Origin of the sequence: Pseudomonas sp. T8 (genome assembly GCF_024610635.1) — a bacterium.
Taxonomy (GTDB): Bacteria; Pseudomonadota; Gammaproteobacteria; order Pseudomonadales; family Pseudomonadaceae; genus Aquipseudomonas; species Aquipseudomonas chlororaphis_I.
In genome coordinates this window covers 265,154-283,226 of the sequence record NZ_CP102374.1, presented here as the reverse complement: position 1 = coordinate 283,226, position 18,073 = coordinate 265,154, and the positions used below count along the sequence as shown (strand labels likewise).

The 18,073-nt window shown below is 65.5% G+C and carries 17 protein-coding genes; 11 read left to right on the top strand and 6 right to left on the bottom strand.

What is annotated here, in order from left to right; genetic code table 11:
• Positions 1–144: 144 nt before the first annotated feature.
• The gene (locus NRG23_RS01280; protein WP_009049275.1) at positions 145–723 is read left to right on the top strand and encodes a TetR/AcrR family transcriptional regulator; all 579 of its coding nucleotides are present in this window, start codon (positions 145–147) and stop codon (positions 721–723) included.
• A gap of 56 nt (positions 724–779) precedes the next feature.
• A complete protein-coding gene (locus NRG23_RS01275) occupies positions 780–1,259 on the top strand; it encodes a nuclear transport factor 2 family protein (protein WP_009049276.1) in 480 nt (159 codons plus the stop codon).
• A gap of 108 nt (positions 1,260–1,367) precedes the next feature.
• Here the strand turns inward: NRG23_RS01275 and sfnG are convergent, their stop codons facing one another.
• Positions 1,368–2,462 (bottom strand): dimethylsulfone monooxygenase SfnG, encoded by a 1,095-nt coding sequence (sfnG, locus tag NRG23_RS01270; protein WP_009049277.1) that lies wholly within the window; start codon positions 2,460–2,462, stop codon positions 1,368–1,370.
• 380 nt (positions 2,463–2,842) lie between these two features.
• Here sfnG and NRG23_RS01265 point away from each other — a divergent pair, with 380 nt between their 5' ends.
• Together NRG23_RS01265 and NRG23_RS01260 are read left to right on the top strand one after the other, a co-directional pair.
• Positions 2,843–4,081, top strand: a complete 1,239-nt coding sequence (locus tag NRG23_RS01265) for an acyl-CoA dehydrogenase family protein (protein ID WP_257373530.1) — start codon at positions 2,843–2,845, stop codon at positions 4,079–4,081.
• 226 nt (positions 4,082–4,307) lie between these two features.
• Positions 4,308–5,087, top strand: a complete 780-nt coding sequence (locus NRG23_RS01260; protein WP_009044159.1) for a TSUP family transporter — start codon at positions 4,308–4,310, stop codon at positions 5,085–5,087.
• A gap of 75 nt (positions 5,088–5,162) precedes the next feature.
• Here the strand turns inward: NRG23_RS01260 and nudC are convergent, their stop codons facing one another.
• The 3 genes from nudC to NRG23_RS01245 form a co-directional block, all read right to left on the bottom strand.
• Positions 5,163–5,993, bottom strand: a complete 831-nt coding sequence (nudC, locus tag NRG23_RS01255; protein ID WP_009049279.1) for an NAD(+) diphosphatase — start codon at positions 5,991–5,993, stop codon at positions 5,163–5,165.
• Between the two features lie 6 nt (positions 5,994–5,999).
• The gene (locus tag NRG23_RS01250; RefSeq protein WP_016704155.1) at positions 6,000–6,812 is read right to left on the bottom strand and encodes a crotonase/enoyl-CoA hydratase family protein; all 813 of its coding nucleotides are present in this window, start codon (positions 6,810–6,812) and stop codon (positions 6,000–6,002) included.
• 269 nt (positions 6,813–7,081) lie between these two features.
• Complete coding sequence (locus NRG23_RS01245; protein WP_257373529.1) at positions 7,082–7,864, bottom strand: class I SAM-dependent methyltransferase; 783 nt, start codon at positions 7,862–7,864, stop codon at positions 7,082–7,084.
• A 145-nt stretch (positions 7,865–8,009) separates the two neighbouring features.
• Between NRG23_RS01245 and NRG23_RS01240 the strand changes: the two genes are divergently transcribed.
• Positions 8,010–8,246 (top strand): hypothetical protein, encoded by a 237-nt coding sequence (locus tag NRG23_RS01240; protein WP_009049282.1) that lies wholly within the window; start codon positions 8,010–8,012, stop codon positions 8,244–8,246.
• A gap of 103 nt (positions 8,247–8,349) precedes the next feature.
• On the top strand, positions 8,350–9,012 hold the full coding sequence (gene pncA, locus NRG23_RS01235; RefSeq protein ID WP_016704153.1) for a bifunctional nicotinamidase/pyrazinamidase: 663 nt from the start codon (positions 8,350–8,352) through the stop codon (positions 9,010–9,012).
• 62 nt (positions 9,013–9,074) lie between these two features.
• On the opposite strand, the gene NRG23_RS01230 is transcribed toward pncA, so the two are convergent.
• Together NRG23_RS01230 and NRG23_RS01225 are read right to left on the bottom strand one after the other, a co-directional pair.
• On the bottom strand, positions 9,075–10,376 hold the full coding sequence (locus NRG23_RS01230; RefSeq protein WP_016704152.1) for an ATP-binding protein: 1,302 nt from the start codon (positions 10,374–10,376) through the stop codon (positions 9,075–9,077).
• A 4-nt stretch (positions 10,377–10,380) separates the two neighbouring features.
• The gene (locus tag NRG23_RS01225; protein ID WP_007926528.1) at positions 10,381–11,082 is read right to left on the bottom strand and encodes a response regulator transcription factor; all 702 of its coding nucleotides are present in this window, start codon (positions 11,080–11,082) and stop codon (positions 10,381–10,383) included.
• Positions 11,083–11,298: 216 nt separating this feature from the next.
• On the opposite strand from NRG23_RS01225, the gene NRG23_RS01220 reads away from it, so the two are divergent.
• The 5 genes from NRG23_RS01220 (at position 11,299) to NRG23_RS01200 (ending at position 17,984) form a co-directional block, all read left to right on the top strand.
• Positions 11,299–12,456 (top strand): efflux RND transporter periplasmic adaptor subunit, encoded by a 1,158-nt coding sequence (locus NRG23_RS01220; RefSeq protein WP_009049285.1) that lies wholly within the window; start codon positions 11,299–11,301, stop codon positions 12,454–12,456.
• Positions 12,457–12,468: 12 nt separating this feature from the next.
• Entirely contained in the window at positions 12,469–15,597 is a 3,129-nt protein-coding gene (locus NRG23_RS01215) for an efflux RND transporter permease subunit (protein WP_096374464.1), read from the top strand.
• A 163-nt stretch (positions 15,598–15,760) separates the two neighbouring features.
• Complete coding sequence (locus tag NRG23_RS01210) at positions 15,761–16,402, top strand: DUF1345 domain-containing protein (protein ID WP_101282619.1); 642 nt, start codon at positions 15,761–15,763, stop codon at positions 16,400–16,402.
• A gap of 75 nt (positions 16,403–16,477) precedes the next feature.
• Complete coding sequence (locus NRG23_RS01205) at positions 16,478–17,317, top strand: AraC family transcriptional regulator (RefSeq protein ID WP_009049288.1); 840 nt, start codon at positions 16,478–16,480, stop codon at positions 17,315–17,317.
• A gap of 52 nt (positions 17,318–17,369) precedes the next feature.
• Positions 17,370–17,984, top strand: coding sequence for a LysE family translocator (locus NRG23_RS01200; protein ID WP_110176345.1), 615 nt, complete (start codon positions 17,370–17,372; stop codon positions 17,982–17,984).
• The last annotated feature ends 89 nt before the right edge of the window (positions 17,985–18,073 follow it).

Below are 18,073 nucleotides of genomic sequence, written 5' to 3'. Positions count from 1 at the left end.
TCTTGCGGGTCGCTGTGAAGATTTGTCGCCTGTCCTTCGTCCCCGCCGCACAACCGCTCGCAACGGGATAAGCGACGACAATAATTTCGCGTGTGGAAAAATAACTTATTGACCAAGGAGAACGATCGTTCTACTGTGCGCCACATGAACGAAATCACTAGCAACGACACACGCGACATCATTCTGGATGTCACCGAAAAGTTGATCTACAAAAGTGGCATCGCCGCCACTGGCATGGATCTTCTGGTGAAGACCGCCGGCGTCTCCAGAAAAAGCATCTACCGCTACTTCACCACCAAGGACGAGCTGGTGGTGGCCGCCCTGCAGCGCCGCGACCTGCGCTGGATGCACTGGTTCACCCGCGAGGTGGGCAAGGCCCCGACGCCGGCCGCGCGCCTGCTCAACCTGTTCACGGTGCTGGGCGACTGGTTCGCCTCGGAGGACTTTCGCGGCTGCGCCTTCATCAATACCAGCGGCGAGACCGGCGACCCGCAGGACCCGGTACGGGTGGTGGCCAGGGAACACAAACAGAAACTGCTCGACTACGTGCTCGAGCTCTGCAAGGCACACATTGCTGAAAAACACGGCACCGAGGATCCGGAGGAGCAAGCCAGGCAGCTGCTGATCCTGATCGACGGCGCCATTACCGTTGCACTTGTGATGGGTGATCGCAGTGCCGCCGATAATGCGCAATGCATGGCGCGAAAGTTATTGGACCTGTAATCGTTTAAAACAAGTTCGACACCCTGCTGAACCTCAACTTTCATTGGAGACTTTACATGTCATCTAACGCTGAAGTTCGTCCGCCACTTCCCCCTTTCACCCGCGAATCGGCCATTGAAAAGATCCGCCTGGCCGAAGACGGTTGGAACTCCCGCGACCCGCAGCGAGTGTCCCTGGCCTACACCCTGGACACCCAATGGCGTAACCGCGCCGAGTTCGCCCACAACCGCGAAGAAGCCAAGGGCTTTTTGACCCGCAAATGGGCCAAGGAACTGGACTACCGCCTGATCAAGGAACTCTGGGCCTTTACCGACAACCGCATCGCCGTGCGTTATGCCTACGAATGGCACGACGACTCGGGCAACTGGTTCCGTTCCTACGGCAACGAGAACTGGGAGTTCGACGAGCACGGCCTGATGTCCAACCGCTACGCCTGCATCAACGACATGCCGATCAAGGAAAGCGAGCGCAAGTTCCACTGGCCGCTGGGCCGGCGCCCGGATGACCATCCGGGGCTGTCCGAACTGGGCCTGTAACCCGCTTCTGTAGGAGCGGCCGGTCGACGCTCGATTGCGCGCGATACTGGCGACGCGGTGTGTCCGCTAAACCGCTATCGCGAGCAAGCTTCGCTCCTACAGTCCACCTCAAGCCGCGGCATCCTCGCGCTTTAGCGCCGCCTTGGCTTCCAGCTCGCGCACCAGTGGCAATACGCGCTTGCCGAAGTACTCCACCTCTTCCTGGAAATGCAGGAACCCCGCCAGCACCAGGTCCACGCCCACCGCCTTCAAGGCGACGATGCGCTCGGCGATTTGCTGTGGCGTGCCGATCAGGTTGGTCTTGAACCCGTCGTTGTACTGCACCAGGTCCTCGAAGGTGGACTTGGCCCAGTTGCCCTCGCCTTCCGGCGACGCCTTGCCCGCCTGTTTCGCCGCATCGCCAAAGGCATTCACCGCTTCCGGGTCGGCCTGGTCGATGATCTCGGCCAGCACCGCGCGCGCTTCTTCCTCGGTGTCGCGGGCAATCACGAAGGCATTGACCCCGACCTTCACCGAATGATGGTTCGCCGCGGCCTTGGCGCGAATGTCGTCGACCTGGGCCTTGATACCTTCCGGCGTGTTGCCGTTGGTGAAATACCAATCGGACACCCGCGCGGCCATGTCCCGCGCGGCTCGGGAGCTGCCGCCCTGGAACACTTCCGGCTGGCCCAGCGGCTTGGGCTTGAGGCTGTAGTTGTCGAAGCGATAGAAGTCGCCGCGGAAGCTGAAGTTGTCCTGGCTCCAGATGCCCTTGAGGGAACGGATGAATTCTTCGGAACGCCGATAACGCTCGTCGTGCTCCAGCCAGTGTTCGCCGATGGCCTGGAATTCGCCCTTGAACCAGCCGCTGACGATGTTCACCGCGATCCGGCCATGGGTCAGTTGGTCGATGGTCGCCAGCTGCTTGGCCGCCAACGCCGGCTGCCAGGGGCCGGGCAGGATCGCGGCGATCACCTTGAGCTTCTCGGTGGCGGCCAGCAGCGCATGGCTGAACGCCACGGACTCATGCTGGAACTCGGCGCCATAGCCGGCGGTGAAGCGGATCTGGGTCAGGGCGTATTCGAACCCGGCGGCCTCGGCCAGCTGCGCCAGCTTGCGGTTGTAGTCGATGCCCCAGTGGGTGCGCTGCTCGATCTTGCTGACCACCAGCCCACCGCTGACGTTCGGCACCCAGTAGGCAAATTTCACGGCTTGCTGACTCATTGGCTTGTCCTCGCGACTGAAGTGTCCGGGGAATAGAGCAGCAACCGTGCCAGCCACAAAACGCCAGAAGACACTCGCCCTGTAGCCGCTGCCGCAGGCTGCGCAAAGGCCCTAAGGGCCTTCCTGCGTCGGCAAAAGCGGCGTCTGCTGCGCAGCCGATCGCAGCCTGCGGCAGCGGCTACAGGTAGACCGTCGTCTCCTCCATCAACAGGTCGATTTGTTGATGCGCTGTTGGCTGGGCAACAGTTGCCGGCGAGCCTTCCTGCGCCCGGCCCGCTGATTACGGCTACCCGCCTCCCGGCACGGACCGTGCAATCCGCTCCGCAGAAGTCACGCTTTTCACTGCCGAGCCAATTTATTGCTGAGAAGGAGCTGTGCCCATGACCGAACACCAGGTGATCAACCCATTGTCCGTAGGCGTCGACTACGAAGCCCTGGCCGGGCGCTTCCGGCCGATCTTCAGCCGGATCGCCGCCGGCGCGGTGGCCCGCGAGCAATCGCGCAGCCTGCCGTACGAGGCGATCCTGTGGCTCAAGGAAGCCGGCTTTGGCGCAGTGCGGGTGCCCGTGGAATACGGTGGCGGCGGCGCCTCCCTACCGCAGTTGTTCCAACTGCTGATCGAGTTGGCCGAGGCCGACTCCAACGTGCCGCAAGCCTTGCGCGGGCACTTCGCCTTTGCCGAGGACCGGCTCAACGCCGCCCCGGGGCCGGCGCGGGACCTGTGGTTCAAGCGTTTCGTCGACGGCGACATCGTCGGCTGCGCCTGGACCGAGATCGGCAACGTGGCCATCGGCGACGTGATCACCCGGGTCTCGCCGGATGGCGACAAATGGCGGCTCAACGGCGAGAAGTTCTACAGCACCGGGAGCATTTTCTCCGACTGGATCGATGTCTACGCCCGCCGCAGCGACACCGGTGGCGACGTGATCGCCGCCGTGCGCACCCGCCAGCCGGGCATCGTGCAGAGCGACGACTGGGACGGCTTCGGCCAGCGCACCACCGGCAGCGGCACCGCGCATTTTGTCGATGCCGAAGTGGAAGCCGAGAACCTTATCGACTTCGCCACCCGCTTCAAATACCAGACGGCCTTCTACCAGTTGGTGCTGCTGGCGACGCTGGCGGGCATCGGCCGCGCCGCCCTGCGCGATGTGGCCCACGAGGTGCGCACCCGCAAGCGCATCTACAGCCACGGCAACGCGCCACGGGTCAGCGAGGATGCCCAGGTGCAGCAGGTGGTCGGCGAGATCTCGGCCCTGGTGTACGCCGCCGAGGCCAGCGCGGTGCGCGCGGCGGAGCCGGCGCAGCAGGCCTACCTGGCGCGTTTTGCCGGTAATGACGAGGCGGAACGGGCGGCCAATGTCGCGGCGGAAATCCAGTCGGCCACGGCCCAGGTGGTGGTCACCGAGCTGATCCAGCGCGCCACCAGCGAACTGTTCAATGCCCTCGGCGCTTCGGACATCCGTCAAGGCAAGGCCCTCGACCGCCACTGGCGCAACGCCCGCACCGTGTCGTCGCACAACCCGGTGATCTACAAGGCGCGCATCGTCGGCGACTGGGCGATCAATGGCAGCGAACCACCGTTCGTGTGGCAGATCGGCAACGGCCCCGAACGCCAATAACAGCCTCTCAGGCTCTCCTGTAGGAGCGGCCGGTCGACGCTCGATTGCCCGCGATGGCGTCAGTGGCCGCGCCGCTATCCTTAAAGAATTGTGGCGTTTATAAGGGCCTCATCGCGGGCAAGCCTCGCTCCTACAAGTATGGGGCGGTCGCAGGCATCCGAGGTTATGGGTAAGATACCGACCCTTCGCGCAGCTTTTCTGCGCCCCGCCGAAATAAGTCGATCCCATGCCTTTCGAACTCAGCGTAGATTTGACCACCCTCGCCATTCTTGCCCTCGTTGCCTTCATTGCCGGCTTTATCGATGCCATCGCCGGCGGTGGCGGTCTGCTCACCACACCGGCGCTGCTTACCGCCGGCCTGCCGCCGCACCTGGTGCTGGGCACCAACAAACTGAGTTCGACCTTTGGCTCGGCCACCGCCAGCTTCACCTTCTACCGGCGCAAGCTGTTCCACCCGCGGCAATGGACCCACGCCATCGTCGGCACCCTGGTGGGCGCGCTGACCGGCGCGGTGGTGGCCCATTACCTGCCGGCCGAATGGCTGAACAAGATGCTGCCGGTGATCGTCTTCGCCTGTGGCGTGTACCTGCTGTTCGGCGGCACGCCAAAAGCGCCGCTGGACAGCGAGGCGCCGATCAAGAAAAAGTGGCAATCGACCCAGGGCTTCAGCCTCGGTTTCTACGACGGCGTGGCCGGCCCCGGCACGGGCGCCTTCTGGACCGTCAGCAGCCTGCTGCTCTACCCCATCGACCTGGTCAAGGCCAGCGGCGTGGCGCGCAGCATGAACTTCGTCAGCAACGCCGCGGCGCTGTCGATCTTCATTTTCTCGGGCCAGGTGGATTGGGCCATCGGCCTGAGCATGGGCCTGTCGTTGATGGTCGGCGCCTTCTTCGGCGCCCGCACCGCCATCAGCGGCGGCGCTAAATTCATTCGCCCGGTGTTCATCACCGTGGTCCTGGGCCTGACCGTGCGCCTGGCCTGGCAGCACTGGTTCAGCGCCGTCTGACCTCCTGAAACGACAGCGGGCGAACCCAATGGATTCGCCCGCCCCGTTTTCTTCCAGCTTCCTTCCAGCCGGCGCTCAACCCGGCAGTACAGGCTCCGCCAACCCCAGGCGCCGGGCCACATACAGATCGATCAGGTAGCGGGCAATCGAGCGCGACGCCGGCAGCGGCGGCAGCGCATGCACGTTGAACCACTGCGCATCCTCGATCTCGTCTTCCTGCGGCACAATCTCGCCGCCGGCGTACTCGGCATGAAACCCCAGCATCATCGAATGCGGGAACGGCCAGCACTGGCTGCCGATGTACTGGATATTCTTGACCTCGATCTGCACCTCCTCGCGCACCTCGCGCACCAGGCAGTCCTCGGCCGACTCGCCCGGCTCGGCGAACCCGGCCAGGGTGCTGTAGACCCCGGGGACAAAGCGCGGCGAACGGGCCAGCAGCACCTCGTCGCCACGGGTGATCAGCACGATCATGCTCGGCGAGATCCGTGGGTAGCTGCGCAGGTCGCATGGCTCGCAGTACATCGCCCGCTCGCGCATCACCTGGGTCATGGGCTGGCCGCAGTTGCCGCAGAAGCGGTGCTCGCGGGCCCAGGTGCCGATCTGCGCGGCATAGCCCAGGACTTTGTACAGGGTGTGGTCGCCGTCGAGCATGAACGCCCGCAGGCCTTTCCAGTTGCATCCCGGCACCTCGGAAACGCTCTTGAGTTCCAGCAGGTAGACCGGCTCGCCATCCAGGTGGCCGATGCCGTGCTCGGCGAGGATCGGCAGGTCCTGGCGCTTGAGCCATTCGCGAGGGAACAGCGCGCCGTTGTCGTCGAACAGAAAGCCCTGCGGGCCGCGGGCCACGGCCCAGCCGCCGGGAAGGTCGATATCCAGTACTGCGGTGGTCCAGCGTGAAGTCATGTTCAATCAATCCAGAAATTCAGGTTTCTGTTTGCTCATATGGGCGGCCATGGCCACGCGCAGGTCGGTGGATTGCAGCATGGCGGCGTTCCAGGTAGCGATGTATTCCAGGCCGTCGTCGATGCGATGGTCGCGCATGTAGCTGATCATTTCCTTGGTGCCGCTGACGGCGATCGGCGACTTGCTGGCGATTTCCCAGGCAATGCTCATCACGCCGTCGAGCAGGCTTTCGCTGTCGGCGTAGGTGCGATTGACCAGGCCGATGCTGCGCGCTTCCTCGGCGCCGAAGGTGCGTCCAGTGTAAGCCAGTTCGCGCAGCATGCCGTCACCGATGATACGCGGCAAACGTTGCAAAGTGCCGACATCGGCGGCCATGCCGATATCGATTTCCTTGATCGAGAATTGCGCGTCCGCGGCGGCGTAGCGCATGTCGCAAGCGGCGATCAGGTCGATGGCGCCGCCCAGGCAGTAACCCTGGATCGCCGCCAGCACCGGCTTGCGGCAGTTGTCGACGGCATTGAAAGACGCCTGCAGCTGCAGGATCTTGCGCCGCAGCAGGCGCGCGTTGCGCCCGACGTCCTTGCCCAGTTCGTTGGCCACCCCGGCCAGCATCATCAGGTCGATGCCGGAGGAAAAGTGCTTGCCGGCGCCGCTCAACACCACCACGCGGACCGCGTCGGTGTCGTCGATCCAGCGGAAGATCTCGACGATCTCGCTCCAGAACGCGGCGTTCATCGAGTTGATCTTTTCCGGACGATTGATCTGCACATGGGCGATGTTGTCAGCAAGTTCGACGCGAAAGGCTTGATATTCGGACATGGGCAGCATTCCTTACCGGGCAAAAAAATGAGGCCCGAACTATAGCAAGGGCCCGTGCCGCGCAGTAAGGCAGCGCATCGGCCAAAACCGGGACTGGCAACACTGCGGCCCCTGTAGGAGCGAGCTTGCTCGCGATAGAGCGCGTAGCGCTCAATTCCTGACCCGCGCGTACTCACAGGTTAAACGGGTGATCTTCAAGGCGAGCGCTTTGCGCTCATCGCGAGCAAGCTCGCTCCTACAGGAAGGTTGCGGGCAATGGGATTGCGCGATCACGGGATTTTGTGGGCCCAGAACGCCGCGGTTTCGTAAGGCACGCTGACCACGCATTTGCCCCGCAGCTCGGGCTCTTCGGCGATCAGGGCGGCGATCTGCCGGTCGACCTGCGCCCGCTCCGCATCCGGCAAGGCGGCAATGAAACTGGTGGAGCGCACCCGATCGAAAATCACATTCTCCGGCGCGCCGCTGTGGCTGTTGCTGAAATGCTGCTCCTGCAAGGGCGTGAACCGTGGATGGGGAAAGGCCTGGCGCCAGGCTCCGGTGTAATAGCGCGGCGTATCGCCTTGCAGGGCGTTGACGATCCGGTCCAGGCGTTGCACCCACGGCACCCGCGCATCGCGCAGGTTCCACACCAGGCCCAGGCGGCCGCCCGGCTTGAGCACCCGGGCGATTTCGTTCAACGCCTCATGGCTGGCGAACCAGTGGAAGGCCTGGGCGCAGACCACCGCGTCCACCGACTCGTCGGCCAGCGGAATAGAAGTGGCGGAGCCGCTCAGGGCTTCGGCCCGGGGATGGCTGGCGGCGAGTTTGGTGAGCATTTGCGCCACTGGCTCCACGGCAATCACCCGCGCCCCGGTGGCTAATAGACGCCCGGTGAACTTGCCGGTGCCGGCGCCGAGATCGACCACCACCTGGCCGGCCTGCAAGCCCAGGCGGGCGCGCAGCCACTGGTCCAGCGCCGGCGGGTAATCCGGGCGGCCACGCACATAGGTGTCGGCCGCGCCCTTGTAGCCGTCGGCGGCAGCGTGATGGATCGAAGGTTGCGGGTCTTTCATCGGTCGCCTCCAGGTCATTGGCCAATGCTGCCCAGCATAGCCCCGCCCAGGCGACTGACGGCATGAAAAATCTGTCAGTTTGGGCGGCGCGGCCAGGACGATGGACCTTTAATGGGGGGACCGCTATCCGAATGGAGACTGCGCGATGAACCTCCCTCCCCTCGTCTTCGGCGCCCCGCTGCTGCTCGCCGGCAGCCTGCTGGCGAGCGTGCTGGCGGCCGCCCCCAATTGCCCGGACGGCCAGGTCTGGGACAGCAGGAACCAGCGCTGCGTCAGCCAGCGCACCACCCGATTGCCGGACGCCGAGCGCGGCGACTACACCAATCGCCTGGCCCAACAGGGCCGCGACGAAGCGGCCATTGTGGCTGGCAACCAGGCCTGACGTCAGGCAGCGCCCACGCCCTGACCGGCGGAGCGGTGCCATGGACCGGGCGCGCTATGCTCTCGGAGAATGGACTGATCGTTCAACCTCAGGGAGCTTGCACATGCCTACGACCAAAACCTCCAGCAGCCGTCGCTCACGCAAGGCGCTGCTGGTCATCGACGTACAGAACGACTTCATCCCCGGCGGCGCGCTGGCGGTGCCGGGGGGCGACCAGATCGTGCCCTTGATCAATCGTCTGGGCGGCCACTTCAAGCAGGTGGTGATCGCCCAGGACTGGCACCCGGCCGGGCATATCTCGTTCGCCTCCAGCCACGAAGGCCACGCGCCGAACGACATCATCCAGCTGCCCTATGGCCCGCAGGTGCTCTGGCCGGACCATTGCGTGCAGGCCAGCCGTGGCGCCGAACTGCACCCGAAACTCAACCTGCCCCATGCCCAGCTGATCCTGCGCAAGGGTTGCAATCCGGATATCGACAGTTACTCGGCCTTCGTCGAGGCGGACCGCAGCACCACGACCGGCCTGGCCGGCTACCTGAGCCAGCGCGGCATCGACACGGTGTATCTGGTGGGGCTGGCCCTGGACTACTGCGTGGCCTGGTCGGCGCTGGATGCGCGGGCGGCGGGCTTCAATACCTTCGTGATCGTCGATGCCTGCCGGGCCATCGACATGGACGGCTCGCTGGACAAGGCCACCCGGCAGATGCGCGCGGCAGGCGTGAACCTGATCAAGGCCAGCGAGCTACAGCCGACCGCGCTGTGCTGATGCAGCCTCTTCCATAACGCCGACTGCCGGGCCTTCCCGTCGCTGGGAATGCCCGGCATGGCTCAGGCCGGCGTCGGCAGCCACAGGCGGAAACGCGCACCGCCCAGCGGCGAGGCCTCGACGGTCAGGGTCCCGCCCTGGGCTTCCAGGGCCCGGCGGCTGATCGCCAGGCCGAGGCCGAAGCCGCCGGTGGCGCGATCGCGGCTGCGGTCCAGGCGGTAGAAAGGCTCGAACACCCGCTCGCGCTCATCGTCGGGAATGCCGATGCCATCGTCGTCGACCCAGATTTCACAGCCGCTGTCGCTGACCTGCACCCCGACCTTGATGCGCTTTTCGCAATAACGCATGGCGTTGCGCAGCAGGTTCTGGATCGCCCGGGCGGTCAGCCGCGGATCGAGGGTGAAACGCTCCAGGCTGCCGAGCAGCAACACATCGATGACGATGTCCGGGGATTCCAGCTCGTCGTCGACGCTGCCGAGGATGCTGTCGATGAACTCGTCCAGCGACACCTCGACCTGCTCCGGCAACTGCGCCGGGATCTGCAACCGGCTGTAGGACAGCAGCTCGAGCACCAGTTCGTCGAGCTCGCGGATATGCGCCACCAGCCCTTGCAGGCGCTCGCGGCTGGTCGCCGGCAGGTCGTCGGACAGCGCCAGGGCCAGGCCGAAGTCGAGCCGGGTCAAGGGCGTGCGCAGCTCGTGGGACACCGCGTTGAGCAGGTCGCGTTGCTGGTTGAGCAGGTTTTCGATGTCGCCGGCCATGGTGTCGAAGACATTGGCCAGGCTGCCGATGTTGGAGCTCGAGGGGATCTGCGTGCGCTCGCTCAAGTGGCCCTTGCCGAAGCGCTCGGCGGCGTGTTTCAGGCGTTCCAGGTCGCGCCAGTGCGGCCGCAGCCAGAGCAACAGGCAGGCAAGCATGGTCGCGCCGATCAGCACGTTGATGCTCCAGTACAGCAGGCTGACGTCGATCGGGTCCGGCGGCACCACCATCTGCACCGCCATCTGCTCGTCCAGCGGCGCCACCGCGAGGGTGCGCCAGCCCCAGTCGCCGACCCGCACCACGTTCTCGCCGCGTTGCAGGCGTTCGCGCTCGTACAGGGTGAAATCGGCATCGTCGTTGCGGGTCAGGACGATGTGCAGCGGCTGGAACTCCTGGTCCATTTCCGCGGCCAGGGCCGGCCACTGCTCTGCGGGTACGCCGCGAAACTGTTTGACGATCAGGCTTTGCAGGCCCCGGGAATAGTCCAGGTTGTAGGTGATGAAACGCTCGTGGAAGACCTTCACCACCAGCTCCGGGACCAGGTAGATCGCCGCGCTGAACGAGACGATGGTCACCAGGTACAGCCGAATCAGGATTCTCAGCATCGACTCAGCATTCCCATTCGGAACGGCTGAACAGGTAGCCCTTGCCCCATACGGTCTTGATCTTGCGCGCCTCGCCGGCGTGGTCGTCGAACTTGCGCCGCAGCTTGGAAATCGCCACGTCCACCGAGCGGTCGGTGCCGTTGAACTCGATGCCCCGCAGGCGTTGCAGGATCTGGTCGCGGCTCAGCACCTCGCCGGCATGCCGGGCCAGCACCACCAGCAGGTTGTACTCGCCGCTGGACAGTTCCACCAATTGATCGCGCCAGCTCACGGTGCGCTCCGACAGGTCGATGCACAGGTTACCCATGAGGATCCGGTCGCTGGCGGTCTGCGGCTCGCCGAGGCTGCTGCGGCGCAACAGGGTACGCACCCGCGCCAGCAGCACGCGCGGCTCGCACGGTTTTGTCACATAATCGTCGGCGCCCATTTCCAGACCCAGCACCTGATCGTGGCTATCATCACGGGCGGTCAGCATCAGGATCGGCAGCGACGCCGAGTCGGCCCGCAGCAGGCGGCAGACCTGCAGGCCGTCCAGGCCCGGCAGCATCAGGTCGAGAATCACCAGGTCCGGCGGATTGACCCGCGCCCGTTCACGCACCTGGTCGCCGCGGCTGATGACATTGACCTGATAGCCGTTGCGCTCCAGGTAACTGGCGATCAGTTCAGAGAGCGCGGGGTCGTCTTCGACCAGAAGAATGTTGGGCATGGGAATGAGCGTCTTTGAGTGAAGAAAAACACAGCGACAACGTTCCTTGGAGTGTTCCCTGGAAAGCCGTCGCCCGATCAGCGAGGCACAAAGGATATACAACCTCGCGCGCGCCCGAGCATTCGCTTCACACTTTTTCACACAGCACCTACACAGCTTCACAGCGGTTCTTGCGGCTTGCCCTTAGCATGCCGCAGTCATCATTGGGGTATCAGCATGTCGAAAAACCTGTTTGCGCCGTTCTGCCTGTTGTTGCTGGCAGCCGCGCTGAGCGCTTGTGACAAGGCCTCCACCGCCGAGGAACAGGCGCCGTTGGCCAAGGTCCGGATCGAAACCATCGAAACTCGCCCGCTGTCGATCAGCAGCGAACTGAGCGGGCGCATCGCCGCGCCGCGCATCGCCGAGGTCCGTGCGCGGGTGGCCGGCGTGGTGCTGCAACGGACCTTCCGCGAAGGCACCGACGTCAAGCAGGGCGACGTACTGTTTCGCATTGACCCGGCACCGTTCAAGGCCGACCTCGACAGCGCCCTGGCCAGCCTGCGCAAGGCCGAGGCCAATGCCTTCCAGGCGCGGCTGCAGGAGCAGCGCTACGCCCAGTTGATCGAAGACAAGGCCATCAGCGCCCAGGAATACGACAACGCCCGGGCCAACGCGCGCCAGACCGCCGCCGAGGTGGCGGCCAACCAGGCCGCCGTGCAGCGCGCCCGGCTGAACCTGGGCTACGCCACCGTCACCGCACCGATCTCCGGGCGCGTCGGCCGCGCCCTGGTCACCGAGGGCGCGCTGGTGGGCCAGAACGAAACCACGCCGCTGGCGCTGATCCAGCAACTGGACCCGATCCACGCCGACCTCACCCAGTCGACCCGCGAGCTCAACGACCTGCGCCGGGCCTTCCGCGCCGGCCAGTTGCAGCAGGTCGGCCAGGACCAGGCCAAGGCCACGCTGATCCAGGACGACGGCAGCCTCTACCCGCTGCCGGGCAAGCTGCTGTTCGCCGACATCAGCGTCGACCCGAGCACCGGCCAGATCATCCTGCGCAGCGAGTTCCCCAACCCGGACCTCGACCTGCTGCCCGGCAGCTTCATTCGCGTGCGCCTGGAGCAGGCGGTGAACCGCCAGGGCATCAGCGTGCCGCAGCGCGCCATCCAGCGCGACAGCGCCGGCATCGCCCAGGTGCTGCTGGTGGATGCCGAGCAGCGGGTGGTGCAGCGCCCGGTGCAACTGGGCGCCGCGCAAAAGGACCGCTGGATCGTCAGCGACGGCCTCCAGGCCGGCGACCGTATCGTCGTCGAGGGCCTGCAGCACGCCCGTCCGGGCGAAAAGGTGCAGATCGACGACAGCCCTCTTCCCCTTGCCCAGACCACTGGACAGTAGGTAGGAACCCTCATGCCGCAATTCTTTATCGACCGTCCGGTGTTCGCCTGGGTGGTCGCCCTGTTTATCCTGCTGGCCGGCGCCCTCTCCATCCCGCAGTTGCCGGTGGCGCAGTACCCCGACGTCGCCCCGCCGAGCATCGAGATCTACGCCGTGTACCCGGGCGCCTCGGCGCAGACCGTGGACGAAAGCGTGGTCAGCCTGATCGAGGAAGAGCTCAACGGCGCCGATCACCTGCTGTATTTCTCGTCCCAGAGCAGCCTGGGCAGTGCCACCATCACTGCCACCTTCCAGCCGGGCACCAACCCGGAAATGGCCCAGGTCGACGTGCAGAACCGCCTCAAGGTGGTGGAGCCGCGCCTGCCGCAAGCGGTGACCCAGCAAGGCTTGCAGGTGGAAAAGGTCTCGGCCGGCTTCCTGCTGCTGATCACCCTCACCTCCAACGATGGCAAGCTCGACGACACCGCGCTCAGCGACTACCTGGCGCGTAACGTGATGAACGAGATCCGCCGCCTGGACGGGGTCGGCAAGGCCCAGCTGTACGGCGCCGAGCGCGCCATGCGGGTGTGGATCGACCCGCAGAAGCTGATCGGCTTCAACCTGACCCCGGCCGACGTCAACGCGGCGATCGTCGCGCAGAACGCCCAGGTCTCGGCCGGCAGCATCGGCGACCTGCCGGGCAGTTCGAGCCAGGAAATCACCGCCACGGTGCTGGTCAAGGGCCAGCTGTCGACCCCGGAAGAGTTCGCCGACATCGTCCTGCGAGCCAATCCGGACGGCTCCACCGTGCGCGTCGGCGATGTCGCCCGGGTGGAAGTCGGCAGCCAGGAATACCAGTTCTCCACCCGCCTCAACGGCAAGCCTTCCACCGCGGTCGGCGTGCAGCTGTCGCCGGGGGCCAATGCCCTGAACACCGCGACCCTGATCCGGGCGAAGATGGACGAGCTGTCGCGCTACTTCCCGGCCGGCGTGGAATACAAGATCCCCTACGACACCTCGCCCTTCGTCAAGGTCTCGATCACCAAGGTGATCTACACCCTGGGCGAAGCCATGCTGCTGGTGTTCGCGGTGATGTTCCTGTTCCTGCAGAACATCCGCTACACGCTGATCCCGACTCTGGTGGTACCGGTGGCGCTGATGGGCACCTTCGCCACCATGCTGGCGCTGGGTTTCTCGATCAACGTGCTGACCATGTTCGGCATGGTCCTGGCCATCGGCATCCTGGTGGACGACGCCATCGTGGTGGTGGAGAACGTCGAGCGGATCATGGTCAGCGAGGGCCTGTCGCCCCGGGAGGCGACGCGCAAGGCGATGCAGCAGATCACCGGCGCCATCATCGGCATCACCCTGGTGCTGGTGGCGGTGTTCCTGCCGATGGCCTTCATGCCAGGTTCGGTGGGCGTCATCTACCAGCAGTTCTCGCTGTCGATGGCCACCTCGATCCTGTTCTCGGCCTTCCTCGCCCTGACCCTGACCCCGGCCCTGTGCGCCACCCTGCTCAAGCCGATCGCCAAGGGCGAGCACCATGAAAAAGGCGGCTTCTTCGGCTGGTTCAACCGGCGCTTCGAACACCTCAGCGACGGCTACCAGCGCTGGGTCGCCTATGCGCTGAAACGCTGCGGCCGCTACCTGCTGGTGTATGGGGTGCTGCTGGTGGGCCTGGGGCTGCTGTTCAGCCGCCTGCCCTCTTCGTTCCTGCCGGTGGAAGACCAGGGCTACACCATCACCGACATCCAGCTGCCACCGGGCGCTAGCAAGAACCGCACGATCCAGGTGGTGGAGCAGATCGAGGCGCACAACGCCAGCGAACCGGGGGTCGGCGACAGTACGGTGATTCTCGGCTTCAGCTTCTCCGGCAGCGGGCAGAACGCCGCATTGACCTTCACCACCCTCAAGGACTGGTCACAGCGCGGCAGCGACGATTCGGCGCAATCCATCGCCGACCGGGCCAACGCCGCCTTCAGTGAAATCAAGGACGCGGTTTCCTACGCCGTGCTGCCACCGCCGGTGGACGGCCTGGGCACCTCCAGCGGCTTCGAGTTCCGCCTGCAGGACCGCGGCGGCATCGGCCATGCCGCGTTGATGCAAGCCCGCACCGAGCTGCTGGCCGCTGCGGAAAAGAGCCCGATCCTTACCAACGTGCGCGAAAGCGCCCTGGCCGAGGCGCCGCAGGTGCACCTGGAAGTCGACCGCAAGCAGGCCAATGCCCTGGGCGTGTCCTTTGCCGACATCGGCAATGTGCTGTCCACCGCGGTCGGTTCCAGCTACATCAACGACTTCCCCAACCAGGGGCGGATGCAGCGGGTGGTGGTCCAGGCCGAGGGCGATCGACGCAGCCAGGTGGAAGACCTGCTGAAGATCCATGTGCGCAACAACCTCGGCAAGATGGTGCCGCTGTCGGCCTTTGCCCAGGCGCGCTGGACCCAGGGCCCGACCCAGCTGACCCGCTACAACGGCTACCCGGCCATCAGCATTTCCGGCGAGCCGAGCGCGGGCCACAGCACCGGCGAGGCCATGGCGGAAATCGAGCGCCTGGTCAGCCAGCTGCCGGCCGGCCTGGGCCAGGAATGGACCGGCCTGTCGCTGCAGGAACGCCTGTCCGGCAGCCAGGCGCCGCTGCTCCTGGGGCTGTCGCTGCTGATCGTGTTCCTGTGCCTGGCGGCGCTGTACGAAAGCTGGTCGATTCCCACCTCGGTGCTGCTGGTGGTGCCCCTGGGCGTACTCGGCGCGGTACTGGCGGTGACCCTGCGCGGCATGCCCAACGACGTGTTCTTCAAGGTCGGGCTGATCACCATCATCGGCCTGTCGGCGAAAAACGCGATCCTGATCATCGAGTTCGCCAAGAGCCTGTACGACGAAGGCCACGACCTGGTGGACGCCACGGTGCAGGCCGCGCGCCTGCGCCTGCGGCCGATCGTCATGACCTCGCTGGCGTTCATCCTCGGCGTGGTGCCCCTGGCCATCGCCAGCGGCGCCAGCTCGGCCAGCCAGCAGGCCATCGGTACCGGGGTGATCGGCGGCATGATCACCGCGACCCTCGCAGTGGTGTTCGTGCCGGTGTTCTTCGTGGTGGTGATGAAGCTGGTCAGGCGCCGCAGTGACAAACAAGCGGGCGTCACGGCGCCAGGAGCAGCCGAATAGTCATGCGGCGGGTCTTCAACGCACCGCGTTATTGTTGAGGACTTATCGCGAGCAAGCTTCGCTCCTACAGAAGAAGACCTATGTGACCGCAGGGTGCCGCCGGCCCTGCGGCTACAGGGCCGGCATGCTAAGGTTTGCGGCAAATCCGCCACAGCGAGCCGTCATGTCCCTTCTTGTACGTACCCACCCTCGCCTGACTATCGGCGCCTTTATCGGCCTGGCCGCGGGCATCCTGGTGCCGGCCGACACCTTGATCAGCAAGATTCTCATCGGCTGGAACGCCGGGGTCTGGAGCTACCTGGCGCTGATGTGCTGGCTCACCGCACGGTCCAGGGCCGACGACGTGAAACGCATCGCCGAGGTCGAGGACGAAAACGCCGGGCTGGTGCTGTTCATGGTGTGCATCGCGGCCATCGCCAGCCTCGCCGCCATCACCTTCTCGCTGGCCGGCAGCAAGGACCTGGAAACCGGCCGACGCCTGCTGCATTACGCCTTTACCGGCCTCACGGTGCTGGGTTCCTGGTTGCTGATCGGGGTGATCTTCAGCGTGCACTACGCCCGCCTCTACTACACCTGGGGCGGCAAGGGCCCGGCCCTGCGTTTCGCCGAAGGCCTGACCACCCCCAACTACTGGGACTTCCTGTACTTCTCCTTCACCATCGGCGTGGCGGTGCAGACCTCCGACGTCGGCGTCGCCACCCGCGAGTTGCGCAAGATCGTCCTGGCCCAGTCGCTGATCGGTTTTCTGTTCAACACCGCGATCCTCGGGTTTTCCATCAACATCGCCGCCGGGCTGTTCGGCTGATGCCGCACAAATGTTCTAGATCTGCCCCGGCCGGCGGGCGCTAACTGGCGTTCCCGCCCTCGTCACGGATATTCCATGAACGCGCACAACTGGATCGATCTGGCCCAGGACGCCGACACCGGCATCGAGACCCTGCGCGCCCATTTCACCGGCCATGCCTACGACCCCCACTGGCATGACAGCTACCTGGTGGGTGTGACCGAGGAAGGCGTGCAGCAATTCCACTGTCGGCGCGAGCGTTTTCACAGCACCCCGGGCAAGGTGTTTTTGCTCGAACCCGGGGAAATCCACGACGGCGACGCGCCCACCGAAGGCGGCTTCACCTACCGCATGCTGTACCTCGACCCGCAGTGGCTGGAGCGTGAGCTGAGCGCGTTGTTCGAAGAGGCGCCGGCCGACAGCCAGCTGAGTTTCGCCAGCACCCTGGCCAGCGACCAGCGCCTGGCCCAGGCCACCAGCACGGCCTTCCACAGCCTGCACCACGGCGAGCTGCGCATCGTCCGCCAGAGTGCCATGGACCAACTGCTCGACCAGCTCACCGGGCACCTGCACTGGCGCAAGCGCTACCACCAGGACCCGCGCCTGCCGCTGGTGGCGCACAAGGCCCGCGACTACCTGCATGCCCATGCCCAGCAGGACATCAGCCTGGACGAATTGGGCGCGGTCTGTGGCGTCGACCGCTTCCGCCTGACCCGCGCCTTCAAGGCCGCCTATGGCCTGCCGCCCCACGCCTACCTGGTGCAATTGCGCCTGGCCAAGGCCCGGCGCCTGCTGGCCCGAGGCGCACAACCGGCCGAGGTGGCCATGGCCCTGGGGTTCGCCGACCAGAGCCATATGGGTCGCTGGTTCGTCCGCGCCTACGGCCTGACCCCGGCGGCCTACCGCAAGCGCTGCTCAAACCTTCCAGACGCCTGAACCCGCGCCGGCGAAGATCGCCTTCATCGATCTTCACTGGAGCCTGCCTGCGATGTTGTCTTCCCTATCCACCCTGCTGCCCTTCCTGCTGTTCACCTTCGTCGCCTCGATCACCCCGGGGCCGACCAATATCCTGGTGCTGAGCAACAGCGCCCGCTACGGCTTCAAGGCCGCGCTGCCGATCGTGCTCGGCGCCTGCGTGGCCGCCGCCGGCATCGTCATGCTGGTGGGCAGCGGCCTCGGCCGCACGCTGATGGAAGTGCCCGGGCTGCCGAGTGCCATGCGCTGGGCCGGGGTGATCTGGCTGAGCTACCTGGCCTGGCAGATCTTCCGCGCCCCGGCCCCGTCCCTCGACCCACAGGCCGATACCCCACACCGACGCCTGGGCCTGCTCGGCGCCGCCAGCCTGCAACTGGTCAACCCGAAAACCTGGATGATGGCCCTGGTCGTGGCCAGCGTGTTCGCCGGCAACGGCAGCGAACACCAGGGCCGGGTGCTGTACCTGTCGCTGGTGTTTTTCCTGGTGTCCCTGCCCTGCCTCGGCACCTGGGCGCTGCTCGGCGCCGGCTCCGCCCAGCTGCTGCGCTCGCCGCGGGCCATGCAGCGTTTCAACCAGGGCATGGCGCTATTGCTGCTGGCCTCGGCCTGGGCCAGCCTGTGGGCCTGAACTGAGTCGCCCCAGTGCAAGAGCCGGTCGCCTCAGGGCGCTTTCATAACGGTCTGCGTTACCTAAAGTGGTGGGCACGGCGCAACAAG